Origin of the sequence: Paenibacillus sp. FSL L8-0494 (assembly GCF_038003695.1) — a bacterium.
Lineage (GTDB): Bacteria > Bacillota > Bacilli > Paenibacillales > Paenibacillaceae > Paenibacillus_AQ > Paenibacillus_AQ odorifer.
This window is the reverse complement of sequence record NZ_JBBOPQ010000001.1, coordinates 2,926,546-2,945,448: the sequence shown is the minus strand read 5'-3', so window position 1 is coordinate 2,945,448 and position 18,903 is coordinate 2,926,546. Positions and strand designations below refer to the sequence as shown.

Sequence of the window (18,903 nt, the reverse complement as noted above, 5' to 3'; positions counted from 1 at the left end):
AATACAGATTAGACCGCAACCTTTCCATAATTTACAACGTTAAAGGAGTGACAAAGGCTAAGGAGCCTATCCATACAACGAGGTGAAAAGACATGAACATGAAAAAAAGCACACTAGCAGCGATCACAACCGTAGCCATTTTCTCCTTTTCTTTGGGTGGTCAGATGTTTGCAGCTGGGAACACCTTTAAGGATATTGATAACATAAACGGCAAAGAAAAAATCATTTCTTTAAAAAATCAAGGGTTAATTAAAGGTGTCAGCGAATCTCAATTTCTCCCTGGCTCTAAGGTAACTACAGCCCAAGGGATTCAGTTTATCTCCGGCGGTCTCCAGCTTAGCCTCGCGGCCATTGATTTTAACAAAGCTCCTGTTGCCAGCGGCTTGTTCACAAAAGTAAAAGACAAAGCCTGGTACGCTGAAGCCTTTATCAATGCTTATTACAATGAAGTTAAGCTTCCTAAAGACATTGATCCTAACCTCATTATGACCAAAGAGCAATTCACTAACTATCTAGTGCAAGCGATCGAAGGCGTTGGCAATCTGCCGATGATCAATATCGTTCCAGTAGATATCGCTGATGAAGCTTCTCTGACTCCTGCGTATCAAGGCAGTATTCAGCGCTCCCTGAAATACAAGATCAATAGCCTGGATGCTAACGGAAAGTTTAATCCAAAAAGCGAACTCACCCGCGCCGAAGCAGCGATTATGCTCTACAACGCTTTGGAATTTCTGAAAACTGGAGTATAAGCCAAATTCCAGATACTCTTCTCATTTGAATAATCTACACATGAAAAAGCAGCTCCGGATGATTCCCGAGCTGCTTTTTCGTGTATATTGTCTTTCTACTCTTCTTCACCATTCAGTCTGTTCAGAAATTGCAGAGCCCGGGGATTCTTCGGATGCTCCAGCACTTCTTGCGGAGTCCCTTGCTCTAAGATATGACCACCATCCATCAAAATGATCCGGTCCGCTACATCGGCGGCAAATTTCATCTCGTGGGTCACAATCACCATAGTCATACCTTCTGCCGCTAATTGTTTGATAACCTTAAGCACTTCCCCTACCAGCTCAGGATCGAGCGCCGAAGTGGGCTCATCAAACAATAACACTTCTGGATCTACTGCCATAGCCCGGGCGATGGCCACTCTCTGCTGCTGTCCACCTGACAGCTGATGTGGATAGTTATCAGCTTTATCTGCCAAACCCACCTTAGCCAGCAGCTGAAGCCCCCGCTTGCGCGCTTCTTCCTTGGATCGTTTCAGGACAGTTACCTGTCCCTCCATCACATTGCCAAGCGCAGTCATATGCGGAAATAAATTATACGATTGAAAGACCATCCCTGTTTTCTGACGAAGGGCCAATACGGAATTCTGAGGAATTTTCTTATGATCTGTAAAATTGATGGTGATATCACTGAGCGACAGGCTGCCTTGATCCGGGATTTCCAACAGATTAAAACAGCGCAGCAGTGTAGTCTTCCCGGAGCCAGATGGCCCAATAATGACAAGTACCTTTCCATGCTCCATTTTCAGATCAATACCCTTTAACACTTGGAGTGCGCCGAAGGATTTATGCAAATTAATGATTTCAATCACAAGTATCTCTCCTTTAGGTCGCAGAGTAACGATCGAGTCGTTTCTCCAAGTAATTTTGCAGCGCCGACAGCACAGAACAGAACACTAAATAAAACAATCCTGCTTCGGAGTATACCAGCAGAGGCTCATAAGTGGTAGAGGCTACCTGCTGTGCGGTTCTAAACATCTCCGTATAGGTGATGATCGCTGCAAGCGAAGTATCTTTAACCAAGCTAATAAAGGAATTGGACAACGGCGGTACAGAAACGCGCGCAGCTTGTGGCAGAATTACGCGGCGCAGAGCCTGCCCACGAGTCATCCCGACTGAGAAGGCAGCTTCCCATTGGCCTTTATGTATCGACAGGATAGCAGCGCGTACGATTTCCGATGAATAAGCCCCTACGCTAAGGGTAAATCCAATGGTGGCGGCAATGAAGGGGTCGAGTACAATACCAACAGCCGGCAAACCATAAAATATAATAAATAGCTGCACTAACAATGGGGTTCCTCGAATAACCCACACATAAAAACGGGCGATTAGCTTCGGAATTACCCACGGTGAAAGACGTGCCAGCGCGGTTAGGATCGCCAAAATCAATCCAAGCACAAAGGAAAGTAGCGCCAACGGAATGGTAAAAGCCACCCCGGCTTTTAGCAGGGGTAGCAGTGTGTCTAAGAAAATTTGTATTTTGCGGTCATCCATTATTCAGACATCCTTTTTAGCTTCCAGGCTTAATTAGCCTTGCTAGCCTTGTATTATTTTGAAACGTCAGCTCCAAAGTATTTCTCGGAAATTTTCAAGTACGTTCCATCACTCTTCATCTCTGTAATCGCATCACTGACCGCTTTCACCAGCTCATCATTACCTTTCAGGAATACCGCGGCACTTTGTGATCCTTCAGGAATCTCATCAACCACTTTAATTTTTGCATCTGGTTTTTGTTTTTTCAGATCCAGATAAGACAAGCCATCATTCACAGTTGCATCAATACGTCCCGAAGTCAGCAGGTCCATCGCTTGATTGAAACCGTCCGTAGCTACGATTTCAGCACCGTTCTCACGAGCGATGTCGGATAAGTTACTTGTCAGGGATTGTCCGGCTTTTTTACCCTTAAGATCGGCAAAGGTCTTAATATCCTCATTGTCTTCGCTCACAATCAATACTGCTTTGGATACGATATAGGGTTCAGAGAAATCATATTTCACTTTGCGATCTTCGTTAATGGAAACTTCATTAAAGATTACATCAAACCGTTTCGCATCCATTCCAGCGAAAATACCATCCCACTGAGTTTCAAAAAATTCAGCTTTAACACCTAAACGCTTTGCTACTTCTTCAGCAATTTCCACGTCAAAACCAGTCAATTTCCCCGCAGTGTCATGATAAGTAAAAGGCGCATAAGTCCCTTCTGTACCTATCCGCAATTTGCCGCTGGCTTTCACAGCCTCCAAACTGTTTTGCGCTGAAGATGCTGCTCCACCATTCGTTCCAGCTGTAGGTTCAGCAGCCGTATTGGTATTCGAATTATTGCCGCAAGCCGCTACAAGGACCACGGTTAACGCCAATATAATAGTTAAACTCCATTTTTTCATTATTAAATCCCCTCTCTCTATCCGGTTTTTTTCCGGTAAATTGAATAGTACACTGCCATCACATGATCGTCAATACTTTTTTCCGATTATATACATCGGAATTATAATATTAACTAGATTCCTACCTATATCTTACCCAATCTTGGATTAATCCTTCACTTCTTTCTCTCTTTACTTCTCAGAAAGATATGGTATATTTATAAACAAATTAATATGGACCTGTTATTTCACTAGGGGAGTCGGCCGACTGAGACGGAGCTTCAAGCTCCGGACCCTTGGAACCTGATCTGGATCATACCAGCGGAGGGAAGTGGAGCAGAATTTTCATCAAGCATGTTAAGTGTTATTATGCAGAATGAACTTTTTGACCCATTCATTTCCTCTGGAAATGGATGGGTCTTTATTTGTTTAGGCGCTCCACAAAAATTTTAGGAGGTTAGATCATCACGACCATTTTATCTATTCAAGGCCTAACCTACTCTTTTCCGGAATCTGAGCACCCCCCTGTATTCGCAGATCTATCTATGGATATCAGGCAAGGGGAATTCGTCTCCGTAGTAGGTGCTAGCGGATGCGGGAAAAGTACATTTTTCAAAACGATTGCCGGTTTACTCGAACCTACTCACGGAAAAATAAAACTCTCTACGCACCCGTCAACCGCTAGTCGTTTAGGTCAGATCGCTTATATGCCTCAGCAGGATTTATTGCTGCCTTGGAGGACAGTGCTCGACAACTGCCTTTTGCCTTGGGAGATCAAGCCCAGATTCAATAAACAAGAAACGATCACTCAGATTCGGGAAATGTTGACCCGCTTCGGCTTAGCAGATGTAGAGAAGGCTTATCCCCATGAACTTTCGGGTGGAATGAAACAGCGAGTCGCATTTCTGCGCACCTTAGTGGCTGGAGGCGGAACTGGTCTGATGCTGCTGGATGAGCCCTTTGGCGCTCTCGATGCCATGACCAAACGCGAGATACACCGTTGGCTGTTGGAGTTATGGGGTGAATTGAATCAGACGATTATGCTCATCACTCATGATCTGGAAGAAGCACTATTGCTCAGTGACCGGATTTATTTATTATCTGGCGGTGCGCACAGCGAATTACAGGAGATCGTTGTGGATCTACCAAGGCCAAGACATTATAAGATGAACTATGAACCCCGGTTTATAGCACTGCGGGCAGAGCTGGAGCGGAGATTACATGCGACCTATACCTTTTAAAAAACATCTAGACAATTATGGTCCCTTCGTTCTTCTGGTACTGCTCATTCTTGTAATCTGGGAGTCAGCTGTTCGCCTTCACATGATTCCAGCCTTTATTCTCCCTGCACCTTCATCTATTGGCTTCGCATTGATCGAGCACAGGCAATTATTATTCGGACAGCATTTATTGGCAACGTTACAGGAGATACTGGTGGGTTTTGTCCTTTCTGTTATTTGTGGTGTATTGCTGGGCACTGGAATGTTCCTGTATCGCCCCATAGAAAAGGCCATCTATCCCTTTCTTATCATTAGCCAGACGATCCCATTAATTGCGCTATCCCCCATTTTTATTATGTGGTTCGGATATTCGCTGTGGAGCAAAGTGGCTGTGGTGTTTTTGACGGCTTTTTTTCCAGTCGTAGTGAGTACATATGATGGACTTCGTACAAGTGGCCAGACTTACAAGGACTTATTATTAACATTTGGTGCAAACCGCTGGCAGCTGCTTGTCAAAACCCAAATTCCACTGGCGTTGCCTGCTTTTTTCTCTGGCTTAAAGCTGTCCATTGTATACTGCGTCATCGGAGCTACTATCGGGGAATGGCTCGGCGGCAGTAAAGGACTCGGTTACTTCAGCCGCAGAATGGCCGGAAATATGCAGAGCGATGAAATGTTCGCGGCTGTATTTCTGCTGTCCGCGCTTGGTGTGGTGCTTTTTCTGGCGATAGCTTTACTCGAACAATTATTTTTAAAGAAAAGAGGATCAAACCAATGAATCATTTAAAATCCCCACAACGAGGACTTATTTCTGTATTTCTAGTATGCACACTTTTGCTCTTAAGCAGCTGCGGGAAGGCAGACAAGATAAATAACAACTCCCAAACCGATCCCTCCAATACCGAAAATAAGCAGTCACACAAGCTGACGATTATGCTTGATTGGTATCCCAATGCCGTTCATTCCTTTCTATACGCTGCGCAACAACAAGGTTTTTTCCAAGAGGAAGGTTTGGATGTCGAGATCAAAATGCCTGCGGACAGCAATGATTCCCTAAAGCTTGTTGCAGCGAATCAAATTGATCTAGCGCTCAGTTATCAGCCTCAGGTACTTATGGCACGCGGCGAGAAAATCCCTGTACGTTCGATTGCAGCAATCGTGCGGCATCCACTGAATCATCTGATGGTTCCTCAGGCTGGCAGTATTCATAGTCCAAAAGAGCTCGCGGGAAAACAAATCGGCTATTCCTCCATTCCGCTCTATGAAGCGATGATTCGGACAATGATCCAGAGTGATGGAGGCGATCCTTCATCCGCCAAGCTGATTGACGTAGGTTTTGACCTCATCCCTGCGATCTCTACTGGACAAGTAGACGCAATAATGGGCGGGTTCATCAACCATGAACAACTAATCCTTGAAAAAGAGGGACATCCGGTCACTTCGCTTAATCCAACGGATTACGGAGTACCTGACTATTATGAGCTTGTGCTGGTGGCCAGCGAACAAGGATTGCAAAATTCTGAAGCCTACTTTAAAAAATTTCTAAATGCCATTACAAAAGGACAGGAATTTGTGGAGCAGAATCCTGAACAAGCCCTGGATTTACTGGTTGCACATGAAGATGCAACTTCACCGCTCGACAAGGAGATTGAGAAAAAAAGTCTTGAGATTCTGCTGCCGCTGATGAATGCTGGCGATCAATCTTTTGGATATCAAGACCCGACATCTTGGGAAAAGGTTCAGCTGTGGTTATCCACCAACAATCTTCTACCAGAGGATATTAAAGCACAGGAAGCTTTTATCAATCTGTAATGTTTAGTTAGTTGTTCATACAAGCTTGAGGAGGAATTATGATGAGTTATTTAGCCAAAGTACGGGAATCCAACCCGTTGATCCACAACATCACTAATATTGTGGTAGCCAATTTCTCAGCCAACGGTCTGTTGGCGCTTGGCGCCTCTCCCTTTATGGCAGATGCCCACGAAGAAGTGATCGACATAGCCGCTATGTCGTCTGCTGTAGTTCTAAATATCGGCACACTCAATGACTACGCTATTCAATCTATGTTGCTCGCTGGTAAATCCGCTAATAAACACGGGGTTCCCCTAGTGCTTGACCCGGTTGGTGCAGGCGCAACTTCTTATCGGACCGCTGTCACTCAAAAGCTAGTGAATGAGATGCAAATCACCGCACTGCGGGGGAATGTGGCTGAAGTCGCTAATGTCATTGGAGAGAGTTGGTCCATTAAAGGGGTGGATGCTGGCGAAGGTGAAGGCGATGTAGTCCTTTTGGCTGAAGCTGCTGCGAGGAAGTTAAGCTGTGTGGTCATCATAACTGGAAAAGACGATGTGATCACGAATGGAAAAAACACCTATATTGCCAGCAACGGTCACCCTATTCTCACGAAGGTTACAGGAACTGGCTGCTTGCTCAGCGCTGTTGTGGGGGCATTTCTCGCGGTAAGTGGCGGTGCCTCGTTGGAGGCCGCAGTGGAAGCCCTCTCCTTCTATGGAGTAGCAGCTGAAATCGCCGCTGAACTAACAACTGGTCAAGGGCCGGGAAGCTTTCAGGTTGAGTTTCTAAATCAACTGACATGGGTCACACCAGAAGTCTTCCTAGAAAGATCCAGCATCAAACAGCTCAGTTAATGACCCTCAAAGGAGTGAATTCGATGATTATATCCAAAGCTCTAACCATTGCCGGCTCCGATAGCGGCGGTGGTGCTGGCATTCAGGCCGATCTAAAAACCTTTCAGGAGCTTTCTGTCTACGGCATGTCCGTCCTCACAGCTGTGACAGCGCAGAATACGCTGGCTGTCCAAGGGGTTTATCCAGTGACTCTGGACGCCATAATTCAGCAGCTTGATTCTATAGGACTTGACCTGCAACCAGATGCCGTAAAGACCGGGATGTTATTTAACAGTGACATCATCCGCATTGTGGCAGATAAAATTAAGTATTACGGCTGGTCTAATCTTGTAATTGATCCTGTGATGGTCGCTAAAGGAGGGTCCACACTGCTGCTGCAGGAGGCGGTTCAATCCTTAATCAGCCATCTGCTGCCCTTAGCATTGGTGACGACACCCAATATTCCCGAAGCCGAAATAATCACAAAGATGACGATCACCACCATCGAAGAACGCAAAAAAGCGGCCAAAATCATTCATGGCATGGGCTCCAAATATGTAGTGCTAAAAGGGGGACATGATACCTCGACCACAGCCGTAACCGATCTTCTATATGATGGTGACGAATATACCTTATTGGAGAGTAGCCGGATTCAGACCAGACATACGCATGGTACAGGCTGCACCTATTCAGCAGCAGTCACCGCCGAGCTAGCCAAAGGCAAATCCGTAGCAGAGGCCATTCAAACTGCCAAAGCATTTATACAAGCGGCGATCGAGGACGAGCTGGGCATAGGGGCTGGGCATGGACCAACCAATCATTTTGCTTATCAGAACAGACTGCGAGGGATAAACAGTGCAACGAATGAACAGTGAACATCTGCGAGATCTATTAAAAGTCTATTTCATTATGGGCAGCGTAAATTGCCGTAAAGCTCCAGTTAAGGTGCTGCAGGAAGCGGTTGCTGGGGGCATAACCATGTTTCAATTCCGTGAAAAGGGTACCGGTTCCTTAAGCGATAAGGCTCGACTTAATCTTGGGAGACGACTTCAAAAGATTTGTCATGCCAATGGCGTGCCCTTTATCGTGAATGACGACATTGATTTAGCGATCGCGCTTGATGCGGACGGAATTCATGTAGGACAGGAGGATACACCTGCATTGGCAATCCGCCAGCTACTTGGAGAGAATAAAATCATTGGTGTATCCGCTCACTCTTTCGTTGAAGCTCAGCAGGCGATTGCCGATGGAGCCGACTATCTGGGCGTGGGTCCCATTTATCCTACGTCATCCAAGGAGGATGCCAAAGCTGTTCAAGGCACTGCGATTATTGAAGAACTAAGAAATAAAGGCATTACCATCCCTTTGGTTGGCATTGGGGGAATCACGCTGCAAAATGTTGCACCTGTATTAGCAGCCGGTGCGGATGGGATCTCTGTTATCTCATCGATTACCGGAGCTGTAGACATTACCCCAACTGCCAGAGGCTTTGTTGACAAAGTTAGTTTAAGCGGGACATAAGCTCATTCAGCTCTTCACTGCTTAAATGCCGCCATTGTCCCAGCTCCAAGCCGTCTAATGTAATATTCATAATTCTTATGCGCTCCAGCTTTAGTACTCTATATCCTAACTCCTTGCTCATTCTGCGTATTTGCAGATTAAGACCTTGAGTTAGGATAATTCTAAACTGACATTCTGTGATCCGATAGACCTCACAAGGTTTCGTTGTGATTCCAAGAATGTTCACGCCGCTAGACATCGCTTGTAAGAATTCTGACGTAACCGGTTTGTCTACATTAACTACATATTCTTTTTCATGCCCATTCTCGGACCGCATCATTTTATTTACGATCTCTCCATCGTTGGTTAACAAAATGAGGCCTTCCGAGTTTTTATCTAATCTGCCGATCGCAAAGATCCTTGAAGGATACCCTACAAAATCAATAATGTTCCCAGCTACATGTGGGGCTGCTGTACAGGTAATGCCTATCGGCTTATTCAAAGCGAGATACACTGGCTCCCCTTTACTGCTTGTTATCGGCTCCCCATCGATCCATACGATATCCTCTGGCTCTATAAGAATGTTCGCATCACAGACGATACCATTCACAGCGATTCGACCTGCAGCAATTAATCGTTTGGTTTCCCTTCTGGAACAAAAGCCTGTTTCGCTTATATATTTATCGATTCTCACTGCTGATCCTACTTTCTCTCTATATACTTACATCTGGTCATAAAAAAACACCTGATTTTAACGATCAAAATCAGATGTTAACCTTCAGGAATAACCCAGTTTATTGGAGCTATTTGGTGCTTCCGCTTTTTTTCACGTTACTGCCCTTGCTTCCACTTGCACCTTTAGCACCTGGACCCGTCGTTGGGTCACCTTTAGCAGGTTTAACTGGTTTTGCTGTTTTGTTCCAGCGTGTCCAGCCTTTACTCCCCGTACCTCTGCCTGTGCCGCCACCTTTACTTTTTGCACCCATTATATCACTCCGTCAGTCATTCAGAATTCGTATAGTTTATACACTTTACCTATCTTACCACACTCTCAACCTTTCTGTTTAAGTAATAACAAATGCTTCATCTAACTAGCCACTGTTTAGAATTTAGCATCTTTATTCATTTCATGAATATCAAAGCTATCCTCATGTATTTCGATGGCGATGACGGTGTCCTTTTTTTCAAAAAATTGCACATGCCCTAACCGCTTGTCCTCCAGCTCTATCCATCCATCATCGCTTAATTTATTAAAATAGCTGTTAGGCCGATAAAGACCTTGTTCTCCCCCTATATTATCCAACTCGTACTTTGCTCCAATTTTTATATTAGGGTTATTTGAATTTGTTATCACTTCGATTTCTTTGGCATTCTTCGGAATTGGAATTTCAGCATTTATAGATGACACTCCATACTCTTGTTCCTCTTGAGCTGACGATGTACAACCGCTTGTAAACAGGATTAATGGTAACCAAATAAAAGCTAATAAATATTTATTCAAAGGTATCCTCTCCTTCCATAACTTATTTTACCAAATGTAAAATTAAAATAAAAACACCCCACCAAAGACTAAGCTTTGATGAGGTGTCTATTCACATCAGCTTTGCAGCTCATGCATGGACTTATTTCGGTTGAATATAACCTTCTGCTTTCAGAAGCTCAGCGATCAACACAGCACCGCCAGCTGCTCCGCGCAGGGTGTTATGGGAGAGACCTACGAATTTGTAATCATAGAGGGCATCTTCGCGAAGTCTGCCCGTCGATACGCCCATTCCGTTCTCAATATCACGATCCAGCTTGGTCTGTGGACGATTGTCCTCTTCAAAATAGGTAATGAACTGTTTAGGTGCGCTAGGCAGTTCAAGCTCCTGAGGACGTCCTTTAAAGCTCTTCCAGAGATTCAGAATCTCTTCTTTGGACGGTTTTTTCTCAAAAGAAACAAATACAGCAGCCATATGTCCATCCGCTACAGGCACACGGATACACTGCGAAGTAATCGTTGGCGCTTCACTCTTTACGATACCCTCTTCTTCAACGCTTCCCCAGATCCGCAAAGGCTCTTGCTCACTCTTCTCTTCTTCGCCACCGATGTAAGGAATCACGTTATCCAGCATTTCTGGCCAGTCCGCAAAAGTCTTTCCTGCACCAGAAATAGCTTGGTAGGTAGTGACCACCACTTTAGATGGATTGAAGTCTTTGAGCGCATGAAGTGCAGGCACATAACTTTGAATGGAGCAGTTAGGTTTAACTGCAATGAACCCTGTCTCTGTTCCCAGACGTTTTCTTTGCTGTGCAATAACCTCAAGATGCTCCGGATTAATCTCAGGAATGACCATAGGCACGTCAGGCGTCCAGCGATGCGCTGAGTTATTGGAGATTACTGGCGTTCCGGTGCGAGCATAAGCCTCTTCGAGCGCTTTAATCTCATCTTTTTTCATGTCTACAGCACAAAAGATCAAATCTACATCCGCAGCTACTTCCTCTACCTTAGAAGCGTCTTGGACCATAATATTCTTTACGTTCTCAGGCATTGGAGTAGATAACTTCCATCTGCCCTTGGCCGATTCTTCATACGTTTTTCCAGCAGATCTAGCACTGGCAGCAATCGCAGTTACTTCAAACCAAGGATGATTCTCTAGAAGGGCAATAAAACGTTGTCCTACCATACCTGTGCCGCCAACTATGCCGGCTCTTAGCTTTCTTGACATCAGAAAATACACTTCCTTTTGATTAACTGTCCTATTGTGAATAATAGGCCGATAATTAATGATATACGGCGCGGGAACATTTGGCGAGTGTTAACATCAAAATAACATTAAAAATTTTATTTTTAGCAGATTATATTGAATTTCATTAATGCGAATAAAAGAAATAGCTGCACTCAGTACAATTATAAGTATATTTTCTGCTTAGACAACTCTTTAACTGCATTCTCTACAACTATTTCCCCGAAAAATAATGGAAATGCCCTCTAAGCGAACTTTTAGATGTAAGAAATGCAACTAAATCGCATCTGCCGAGCATTTTAAAGCATATAGTTGTAGGAAATACATCTATTTGCGATTGGTGAGTATAAACAGCGATCAGCGATTAGCTATTCACGTTTACAAGCTGCTTCTGCCAACTAATCGTTTCTTACCCACGCTCATTTAAACCAACCTTTTTCCTTAAATCGAGTGATTGCCTCGATGCGGTTACCTACATCCAGCTTATCTAGTATAACAGAGATGTAATTCCGGACTGTACCCGTGGTAATGTACAATTGGCTGGCAATCTCTTTTGTATTTTTGCCGTCGGCAATGAGTCCAAGCACTTCCTTCTCCCGCTGAGTCAGAGGATTCACTTCACCGCTGTAGGCTTCATCCATTAGCTCCGGTGCATACATGCGTCGGCCTGCCATCACATTACGTATCGAAAGTGCCAGTTCTTCGCTAGGACTGTCTTTCAGCAAATAAGCATGAACTCCCGCCTTGAGCGCACGTTCGAAATATCCCGCACGGGCAAAGGTGGTTAATATCATCGTTTTGCAGCCGCTATTCTTCAGCGCTTCCGCAGCGTCGAGACCACTCATCGCTGGCATTTCAATATCCATAATACAGATATCCGGCTTATGCTGCTGAACCATCGCTACAGCTTCTTCCCCGTTGCTTGCCCGGCCCACTACCTTCATATCCTCTTCTAAATCCAACAAAGATGCCAGCGCTCCAAGGAGCATCCGCTGATCCTCAGCGATTACAATCTTAATCATTATAAGGTTACCTCCTGTTCCGGATGCTTAAATGCATTAGGGACCTTAATCACGATCGTAGTTCCCCCATCTTGCACGATATCCATACAGCCATTCACAAATTCAAGACGTTCCCGCATGCCTTGCAACCCATGTCCTTTAAAATAAAGATCATTGCCCGGGATGCCGGTTCCATCATCTTTCACTTTAATGATCAGATCTGTACGCGTAGGTTCGATGATAATTGAGCAGGATTGTGCATTACTATGCTTCACAACATTTGTGACAGCTTCCTTAATACACATGCTGAGCACATTCTCCGTAATCAATGAAGTGTTAGAAAGTTTAGGATTGCCTTGCAAAACATAATCGATCTCCGCAGCCGCAAGAAACTGCTGAATATGAACGAGCTCGTCTTCAAGGCGAATGCCACGCATTCGCGTAATCATCTCCCGGACCTCTTTCAGTGCACTTCTCGCCGTCTGGCGTACATCATTGATCTCGGCTTTTGCTTGCGTCGGATTACTGTCGATAAGCTTTCCTGCCAAATCACTTTTCAGACCAATTAACGAAAGCTTCTGACCTAATGTATCGTGTAGATCACGTGAAATCCGCTGGCGTTCCTCGAGCTTAACCAATTCAGAGATTCGCTTATTAGCATCCTCCAATTGGTCTTGCAGCTTCCCTTGATTATTGCGGTTATAGGTACTGATTGGCAGCAGGATCACTGCAATCATACTGACAAGCACAAACGGAAGCTGGCTGATAAATACGGGATTACGCGACAGCAGCTCATAGTTGATCGTAATAATCGTAGTCAGCAAATGAATGGAGTATAGGGTGAAAAACCCTACTCGATTCTGGATATTCCCAATAAAAAAGGCTAAAAAAAGCGCAAAATACATATATCCAAACAACAACGTCATCGTTATAGAGACAAGTATCTGCACGCTCGTCCAAAAATAAACTAACCAACCCTTGGAGACAAAAGAAAGCACATAACAAACAAAAAACACAGCGATCATCAAGATTCCCGAAACTACCTGGTAGGGAGAGGAGGACCGAAAGATGAAATAAAACGGTAGAATATAAAATACGACCCATACATAAGGGCTAAGACCTGTACTTTTATGAAAAATATGATGCCACTTCTGCATGTTCGCTCTCCTTTTTGCCATATGCCACTCACCCTATTCTAGCATAAATCCGGTAAAATCCGGTGAACCACAACGATAAAGAGAAAAAAGATTAGAGCGCGAATGAGTTCTCCGGCTCTAACCTTCCATTTTGCTGCTATTTGATTACAATGTGGACCATTATTCTCCCTGGAGTCTGGGCTTATGAACTTGCAGGACCTCGCCTGCTGTTTTAGGTTTATTTAATATGGACTTCATCTCTTTGAAACTGATGAAACGTTTATTTTCCTCATCCCAAAGACGGAAGTGAAGAGCCTTCAAGCTGGTACCAATCGTAATCGTTGTTGCTTTTTGTAGCGGTGGAGTCGCGTTATGCGCTTTTTCCAAATTATAGTTTGGCACCTTTGGACTTAAATGATGCACATGGTGGAAGCCGATGTTGCCCGTAATCCATTGCAGCACCTTCGGCAGCTTGTAATATGAGCTGCCTTCAACCGCGGCCATCACATAACTCCATTCGGATTCATTCTCGAAATAAGAGTCTTCAAACTGATGTTGGACGTAGAACAACCATATGCCGAGAAACCCTGATACAAATGCTACAGGCAGCTGCACCATAAGAAATGCCTGCCAGCCAATAGCCCATATCAGCAAGCCATAAAGGGCTGCGATTGAAATATTCGTCAAATAGGTATTCATCCGCTCTTTGCGTCTAGCACCTTTAACATTAAAACGATACTGAATCATAAAAACAGCAATCGGTCCAAGACCAAACATCACGATGGGATTGCGGTAAATCCGGTAATATAGACGTTTCCAGAAGGAAGCTGCTGCGTATTCATCGACCGTCATAATCCAAATATCGCCGATCCCTCTTTTATCGAGATTACTGGAGCTGGCGTGGTGAATGGAATGACTATGTTTCCACTGCCGATAAGGAACCAGTGTCAGTACACCTGTGATCGTTCCGATAATATCATTCGCTTTACGATTCTTAAAAAACGATCCATGTGTGCAATCATGAAAAATAATAAAAGTTCGAATTACAAATCCTGCTGCAGGAATAGCTAACAGAAGGGTGAGCCAATAGGAAACGGATAAAGAGAAATAAGCTCCGCCCCATAACAGCACAAGTGGTCCTAAAGTATTGATGAGCTGTCTTATACTTGCGTTGCGGTCATTTTTCTCGTAAGGGGCTACACTCTTTTTAAGGCTGGAGAGCTGTGATGTCTGTTTTGTAGTCATCTATATCGTTTCCTCCTTGATGTGTCCGGCTAAGGATCTTTTCATCTACTCTAAGTATAGGCGATGAAGTATCATCCTATAAGTCATAAACATCAAGTAGAGAGTATGACAAATGTCATACTCTCATTCTAATCAATTTCCGTCAGCATTGCAGCCAACATCCATCTTCCTTCACTTCATATTGACCTTTGATCTCACCAATTCCATTAAGGATTAACGAATCTTTATTAAAAGTTGGAGGTTCATCTAATACTAAGTGCAGTTTATTAATATTTCGAAGGTCAGCTTTATAGTAGCTAATCACTGGCTTTTCCAGAAAATACTCCGCATCATTGATTTGGATTCGTAAATTATTCTTATGAATACATTTCTCATCTCCACCAATAATACCCATAGGATTAAAACCCGTAGATTTTATATCTCCTTCAATATACAGGTGGTACCCTTCAAGGCTGATAAAATCAATGAATTCCTTCTCCCTGATTGTTTTGACCGATTGCATAATTTCTTCCGTTTCTTTGCTGATGGATATCTCCTCGAAGGGAATGATGACTTGATCCACAAATTGCTTAAAAAACGCATATAAACTTAACTCCGACTTCATAAACTCTTCTTTCCAATCGGTGCGAAGCTCATCCAGCAGCAAACATATAAACAGTCCAGAACCATAGCAGCTTCTTCTAATATTTGCCGATGATTCAAGTTCATCTATTAAATACGAACTGAACTTCTGCAATACCTCCTCATTAGGAAGTGTGGATTTCTCGGCATAGGCATTTAATTCAACATACCAAGCGGGTCCTTCCATCGTTTCAATAAGATATTCATTTAGCACGTACTCCCCGAGCAGCTGTTCTCTTTGTTGACGTAAGGCAATAAATCTGTACATTGCTTGATTACGCTCTTCAATAGTAGCTGCCATTACACTAAGATATAAATGATGTCTTTCTTGAATCCGCAATTCCATATTTTCGAGGGATAAAGGGTAGGTAATCATCAATAATTCATCTGCATAACGTTCATTTCCCATTAGGAATTGATAACCGTGAAATAATTCGTGTACACAAATGGCGTACAAGTCTTCGAATTCTTCATGTAATTCCAGATTAACGATGGCTGTAGGGTGATCCTCATATAAAATGATTGTATCTCCTGAGAATTCATTACTCCAAGGAAGCAAATGTGGATGATATCCTACCGTTTTAAATTTGGGATGATTGTACAGATACACGTTATCCTTATTATAAAATGCAAAAGAAACAGCCTCGAATCCTTTCCAATATTTCTGCAGCTTATGGTTCGTTAAACACTTAACAATCATCTCCAAATGAAATTCCATCCCTTACCTCCTTGTTAATGGATCTGCTTAGTATGCTCTTCTCGGTATTCTGTTGGTGTTTGACCACTAGCCTTTTTAAAAACCTGTGTAAAATAACGCGGGTCCTGATAACCGACGAGAGGAGCTATCTGATACACTTTTACGTTGCTGCTCTGCAAAATATACTTCGCCCTCTCCATCCGGCAGTGTGTAACATACTCCAAAAAGGTATAGCCCGTTATTTGTTTATATAAAGTACAGAAATGACTGATACTGAGATCAGCCAGCTCCGCTACTTCCTCAATACTCAAATCTTTATGGTAATTACTCTCAATATAACGTTTCGCTTTCTCGATGGCGCTACGCGTATCCTCGCGATTCACAGGCTTGTTCCCTTGCTCCAATCGCACACCAAACTCTTCTTTCAGAGCAGAGATCACTTCATTTAAAGTGCCAAGATTGTGCATCTTGCTAAGCAATCCATGTAAAGACCAATCTGAATTTATATTCAAATACTCATAATTTCTGTACAAAACAACGATCATTTCAACAAGAAGACGTTCAGCCATATCCTTAGGAACAGCTTGTGACTCAATAAATAAAGCAAGCTCATCAAATAAAGACCACATCCGGTCTCTATTTAAGGTACGTATACTTTCAATCAGCGCGGTTTCCAGCTCTTTTGGGTATTTCACCTCTTTACTGCTAGGGAACGATATCTCTTCATCAATAAAGACCCCGGCAAGACCCGAATAGAACCGTTGATATAAGGCCTTCGCAGCCAGAGGGTAAACCGTACTTAATTGATCAATGCCTTGTGTGGTGCGGCTGATGCCTACGGAACAAGACTGCTTAGAGTATCTCTTGATCCCCGCTATCAAATGTTCACCAAGTTCTCTTCTGCTGGCGCTTAAAGATCCAGGGAACAGTAGTATCCACTCTCCATTATGAAACGGGAAAACCGTCAGCACTCCATGTTCCAGTGACCATTCTTCCACAATATTGCGGATTGCAAACAGCCATAGCCGTTTTTCTTCTACACTCCATTGATTGCTCAGTGTGGAGTAATCATCTAACTGGACAACAGCCATGAAATATCCGCTCTCCAGTTCACTGTTCTCCAGCCATTTCAGATGCTCAAGCGGCCTTGCATTTCCCAAAGTGATTTCTGCAAACAGACGTTCACGTGCAAGCAGTGACAGCATCTGCACAGAATGAATCAGCTGATCATTTTGCTTCTGTTCATCCAGCTTGGTTCTCGCGCGGTTTAACATTTCAACCAGTTCATCATGATCGATCGGCTTCAATAAATAATCAAAAGCGCCTTGACGTAATGCTTCTCTTGCATATTCGAACTCTCCGTACCCGCTTATAAAAATAAACACCAGCTTCGGATTTTTAGACAATACTTCCTTCATCAACGTAATCCCGTCAATTACGGGCATGCGAATATCACTAATCACGATATGTGGTGAAGTGTCTTCTATTAAGCGAAGAGCTAATTCTCCATTTCGTGCCTCTCCCACAATCTCCATCTGAAGATCATTCCATGGAATGGCTGCTTTTAAGCTACGAAGAATAATCGGCTCATCATCCACGATTATTACTTTATATTTCTCTTGTAACTCATCCATTCCCTGCACCTCCAGGATCATTGTACACTTGAGCTTTGGATCAAATTCCAATATTGAATGGAGGATGCCTGCACTTGCTTTAACGCTTGCTCAGCAGACATTTCTCCATTAATCATCTGTTCTATAACACTCAGGAACGTTTTTTTCACTTCTGGTGACAATACATTATCATAAGGGACAAAGCTCTTGCGGTTAACTTCCATCATATTCATGACTTGCGCGAATACGGGTCCTGTCTTCTCAGGATCAAAGGCGATGCGCATGGACGGAATTCTCAACCCTTCATATACAATCCGAGTCTGAACCTCCTGGGTGTAAAAAGCTTTCATGAGATCGAGTGCAGCCTCCCGCTTCGCTCCGCTTAGTTCGGAGGAAAGGCCGATGCCAAATGTATAACCGCCGGCAATCGAAGGTTGTTCCCCCTTCTTCAATGTGGGAAACGGAATAACACCTACCTCATTTTGAAAATCCGAAGGAGCTGCTGTTCCTGCAAATAAATTGATATCCCAGTTTCCGTTTAGATACATCGCAGCCTTGCCGCTCGTAAATAGTCCCACCGCATTTTCTGTGGATAACGCATTCGATTTCGTGCTGAAGGCACCTTCTTTGATCCATTGCTCCAAGTGCTGAAAAGCCTTTAAATAGACCTCATTCTGAAAGCTGGCTTGATCTTCACCCGTAATTAGCTTCTCGATTAAGTCGGCGCCGGCATAACGATCCATTAAATAATGTGCAAAAATCCCTGCGGGCCAACGATCCTCGTTGCCAAGTGCAAATGGAATATATCCTGCCGACTTCAGCTTTAGTATGGCAGCATCAAGCTCTTGCAGCGTTTCTGGCGGCTTCAAACCCAGCTTTTCGAATATGGTTTTATTAAAATATAAAGGTTCGGCATTCCCTTCAATAGGCAAGCCATAAATATGGTTGTCAAAGGTCCAGAGATCCAGATCCTTGAATTGATTGGTTAGCGCATTCTCCCGGACGAAATCCGTCAGATCAATCAGACGCTTAGAGCGTACATAGGGCTCAATCTCCGCTCCACCGAACAAAACAAACATATCTGGCGGGGTGCCAGTAACCATCTCGTTCTTCAGCTTTTGATCACGGTGCAACGTCTGGTCTAAACCTTCAAAGTTAACTTTCACATTTGGATGCTCTAACTGGTATTTGTCCACGATATCTTCATAAATAGTCAACAGTGGCCGATCATGCTCTTTAATCCAGAAATGACGGAAAGTTAATGTGATTTTCTCTGGTGAATCATCTTCAATGGGTTCTTGCTTTCCTAAAGTTATAAATAAAACCGCACCCGAAATCAGCACTAGATATAACCACATCCAGCCCCATT

The 18,903-nt window shown here is 43.7% G+C and carries 20 protein-coding genes and 1 riboswitch; of the genes, 7 read left to right on the top strand and 13 right to left on the bottom strand.

What is annotated here, in order from left to right; translation table 11 throughout:
- Nucleotides 1-92 precede the first annotated feature (92 nt).
- Nucleotides 93-749: an S-layer homology domain-containing protein gene (locus NYE35_RS13195; protein WP_038570438.1), complete on the top strand. Its 657-nt coding sequence runs from the start codon at nt 93-95 to the stop codon at nt 747-749.
- A gap of 95 nt (nt 750-844) precedes the next feature.
- On the opposite strand, the gene NYE35_RS13190 is transcribed toward NYE35_RS13195, so the two are convergent.
- The 3 genes from NYE35_RS13190 to NYE35_RS13180 are packed head-to-tail and all read right to left on the bottom strand — an operon-like array spanning nt 845 to nt 3,169.
- Nucleotides 845-1,597 carry an amino acid ABC transporter ATP-binding protein gene (locus NYE35_RS13190; protein WP_036686311.1) on the bottom strand — a complete coding sequence of 251 codons (753 nt, stop codon included), beginning with the start codon at nt 1,595-1,597 and terminating at the stop codon, nt 845-847.
- Between the two features lie 13 nt (nt 1,598-1,610).
- Entirely contained in the window at nt 1,611-2,279 is a 669-nt protein-coding gene (locus tag NYE35_RS13185) for an amino acid ABC transporter permease (protein WP_036686309.1), read from the bottom strand.
- 53 nt (nt 2,280-2,332) lie between these two features.
- On the bottom strand, nt 2,333-3,169 hold the full coding sequence (locus NYE35_RS13180; RefSeq protein WP_038570435.1) for an amino acid ABC transporter substrate-binding protein: 837 nt from the start codon (nt 3,167-3,169) through the stop codon (nt 2,333-2,335).
- Between the two features lie 222 nt (nt 3,170-3,391).
- Nucleotides 3,392-3,495, top strand: a riboswitch (TPP riboswitch).
- Nucleotides 3,496-3,693: 198 nt separating this feature from the next.
- Between NYE35_RS13180 and NYE35_RS13175 the strand changes: the two genes are divergently transcribed.
- From NYE35_RS13175 to thiE, 6 genes are read left to right on the top strand one after another with little or no spacing between them, the layout of a single operon-like run.
- Nucleotides 3,694-4,389 (top strand): ABC transporter ATP-binding protein, encoded by a 696-nt coding sequence (locus tag NYE35_RS13175; protein WP_341121182.1) that lies wholly within the window; start codon nt 3,694-3,696, stop codon nt 4,387-4,389.
- Nucleotides 4,370-5,146, top strand: a complete 777-nt coding sequence (locus tag NYE35_RS13170) for an ABC transporter permease (RefSeq protein ID WP_341121181.1) — start codon at nt 4,370-4,372, stop codon at nt 5,144-5,146. Before NYE35_RS13175 ends, NYE35_RS13170 begins: the two co-directional genes overlap by 20 nt.
- Nucleotides 5,143-6,180, top strand: a complete 1,038-nt coding sequence (locus NYE35_RS13165) for an ABC transporter substrate-binding protein (RefSeq protein ID WP_341121179.1) — start codon at nt 5,143-5,145, stop codon at nt 6,178-6,180. The genes NYE35_RS13170 and NYE35_RS13165 overlap by 4 nt, the downstream gene beginning before the upstream one ends.
- Nucleotides 6,181-6,221: 41 nt before the next feature.
- On the top strand, nt 6,222-7,016 hold the full coding sequence (gene thiM / locus NYE35_RS13160; RefSeq protein ID WP_076183472.1) for a hydroxyethylthiazole kinase: 795 nt from the start codon (nt 6,222-6,224) through the stop codon (nt 7,014-7,016).
- A gap of 23 nt (nt 7,017-7,039) precedes the next feature.
- On the top strand, nt 7,040-7,870 hold the full coding sequence (gene thiD / locus NYE35_RS13155) for a bifunctional hydroxymethylpyrimidine kinase/phosphomethylpyrimidine kinase (protein WP_341121177.1): 831 nt from the start codon (nt 7,040-7,042) through the stop codon (nt 7,868-7,870).
- Nucleotides 7,860-8,516: a thiamine phosphate synthase gene (gene thiE / locus NYE35_RS13150; RefSeq protein WP_341122457.1), complete on the top strand. Its 657-nt coding sequence runs from the start codon at nt 7,860-7,862 to the stop codon at nt 8,514-8,516. Before thiD ends, thiE begins: the two co-directional genes overlap by 11 nt.
- Here the strand turns inward: thiE and NYE35_RS13145 are convergent.
- The 10 genes from NYE35_RS13145 to NYE35_RS13100 form a co-directional block, all read right to left on the bottom strand.
- Nucleotides 8,497-9,189, bottom strand: coding sequence for a pseudouridine synthase (locus NYE35_RS13145; protein WP_076101683.1), 693 nt, complete (start codon nt 9,187-9,189; stop codon nt 8,497-8,499). The two genes, thiE and NYE35_RS13145, sit on opposite strands and share 20 nt — an antisense overlap.
- Nucleotides 9,190-9,298: 109 nt before the next feature.
- The gene (locus tag NYE35_RS13140; RefSeq protein WP_038570418.1) at nt 9,299-9,481 is read right to left on the bottom strand and encodes a DUF3934 family protein; all 183 of its coding nucleotides are present in this window, start codon (nt 9,479-9,481) and stop codon (nt 9,299-9,301) included.
- Nucleotides 9,482-9,597: 116 nt separating this feature from the next.
- Entirely contained in the window at nt 9,598-9,996 is a 399-nt protein-coding gene (locus tag NYE35_RS13135; protein WP_341121174.1) for a hypothetical protein, read from the bottom strand.
- A gap of 121 nt (nt 9,997-10,117) precedes the next feature.
- Complete coding sequence (gene asd, locus NYE35_RS13130) at nt 10,118-11,203, bottom strand: aspartate-semialdehyde dehydrogenase (protein WP_038570412.1); 1,086 nt, start codon at nt 11,201-11,203, stop codon at nt 10,118-10,120.
- A 437-nt stretch (nt 11,204-11,640) separates the two neighbouring features.
- Entirely contained in the window at nt 11,641-12,243 is a 603-nt protein-coding gene (locus NYE35_RS13125; protein WP_036686291.1) for a response regulator transcription factor, read from the bottom strand.
- The gene (locus NYE35_RS13120) at nt 12,243-13,379 is read right to left on the bottom strand and encodes a sensor histidine kinase (protein ID WP_036686290.1); all 1,137 of its coding nucleotides are present in this window, start codon (nt 13,377-13,379) and stop codon (nt 12,243-12,245) included. Before NYE35_RS13120 ends, NYE35_RS13125 begins: the two co-directional genes overlap by 1 nt.
- 159 nt (nt 13,380-13,538) lie before the next feature.
- Complete coding sequence (locus tag NYE35_RS13115) at nt 13,539-14,603, bottom strand: fatty acid desaturase (RefSeq protein ID WP_036686288.1); 1,065 nt, start codon at nt 14,601-14,603, stop codon at nt 13,539-13,541.
- Between the two features lie 142 nt (nt 14,604-14,745).
- On the bottom strand, nt 14,746-15,942 hold the full coding sequence (locus NYE35_RS13110) for a hypothetical protein (RefSeq protein WP_341042668.1): 1,197 nt from the start codon (nt 15,940-15,942) through the stop codon (nt 14,746-14,748).
- 14 nt (nt 15,943-15,956) lie between these two features.
- Nucleotides 15,957-17,555 (bottom strand): response regulator, encoded by a 1,599-nt coding sequence (locus tag NYE35_RS13105; protein ID WP_036686284.1) that lies wholly within the window; start codon nt 17,553-17,555, stop codon nt 15,957-15,959.
- Between the two features lie 17 nt (nt 17,556-17,572).
- On the bottom strand, nt 17,573-18,892 hold the full coding sequence (locus tag NYE35_RS13100) for an ABC transporter substrate-binding protein (protein WP_341121172.1): 1,320 nt from the start codon (nt 18,890-18,892) through the stop codon (nt 17,573-17,575).
- Nucleotides 18,893-18,903: the final 11 nt, after the last annotated feature.

Coding starts and splice junctions, on each gene's coding strand:
- asd (WP_038570412.1), bottom strand. CDS start 11,203: ATGTCAAGAAAGCTAAGAGCCGGCATAGTTGGCGGCACAGGTATGGTA.
- NYE35_RS13100 (WP_341121172.1), bottom strand. CDS start 18,892: ATGTGGTTATATCTAGTGCTGATTTCGGGTGCGGTTTTATTTATAACT.
- NYE35_RS13185 (WP_036686309.1), bottom strand. CDS start 2,279: ATGGATGACCGCAAAATACAAATTTTCTTAGACACACTGCTACCCCTG.
- NYE35_RS13105 (WP_036686284.1), bottom strand. CDS start 17,555: ATGGATGAGTTACAAGAGAAATATAAAGTAATAATCGTGGATGATGAG.
- NYE35_RS13120 (WP_036686290.1), bottom strand. CDS start 13,379: ATGCAGAAGTGGCATCATATTTTTCATAAAAGTACAGGTCTTAGCCCT.
- thiD (WP_341121177.1), top strand. CDS start 7,040: ATGATTATATCCAAAGCTCTAACCATTGCCGGCTCCGATAGCGGCGGT.
- NYE35_RS13175 (WP_341121182.1), top strand. CDS start 3,694: ATGGATATCAGGCAAGGGGAATTCGTCTCCGTAGTAGGTGCTAGCGGA.
- NYE35_RS13170 (WP_341121181.1), top strand. CDS start 4,370: ATGCGACCTATACCTTTTAAAAAACATCTAGACAATTATGGTCCCTTC.
- NYE35_RS13110 (WP_341042668.1), bottom strand. CDS start 15,942: ATGGAATTTCATTTGGAGATGATTGTTAAGTGTTTAACGAACCATAAG.
- NYE35_RS13180 (WP_038570435.1), bottom strand. CDS start 3,169: ATGAAAAAATGGAGTTTAACTATTATATTGGCGTTAACCGTGGTCCTT.
- thiM (WP_076183472.1), top strand. CDS start 6,222: ATGAGTTATTTAGCCAAAGTACGGGAATCCAACCCGTTGATCCACAAC.
- NYE35_RS13195 (WP_038570438.1), top strand. CDS start 93: ATGAACATGAAAAAAAGCACACTAGCAGCGATCACAACCGTAGCCATT.
- NYE35_RS13140 (WP_038570418.1), bottom strand. CDS start 9,481: ATGGGTGCAAAAAGTAAAGGTGGCGGCACAGGCAGAGGTACGGGGAGT.
- NYE35_RS13165 (WP_341121179.1), top strand. CDS start 5,143: ATGAATCATTTAAAATCCCCACAACGAGGACTTATTTCTGTATTTCTA.
- NYE35_RS13115 (WP_036686288.1), bottom strand. CDS start 14,603: ATGACTACAAAACAGACATCACAGCTCTCCAGCCTTAAAAAGAGTGTA.
- NYE35_RS13125 (WP_036686291.1), bottom strand. CDS start 12,243: ATGATTAAGATTGTAATCGCTGAGGATCAGCGGATGCTCCTTGGAGCG.
- thiE (WP_341122457.1), top strand. CDS start 7,860: ATGAACAGTGAACATCTGCGAGATCTATTAAAAGTCTATTTCATTATG.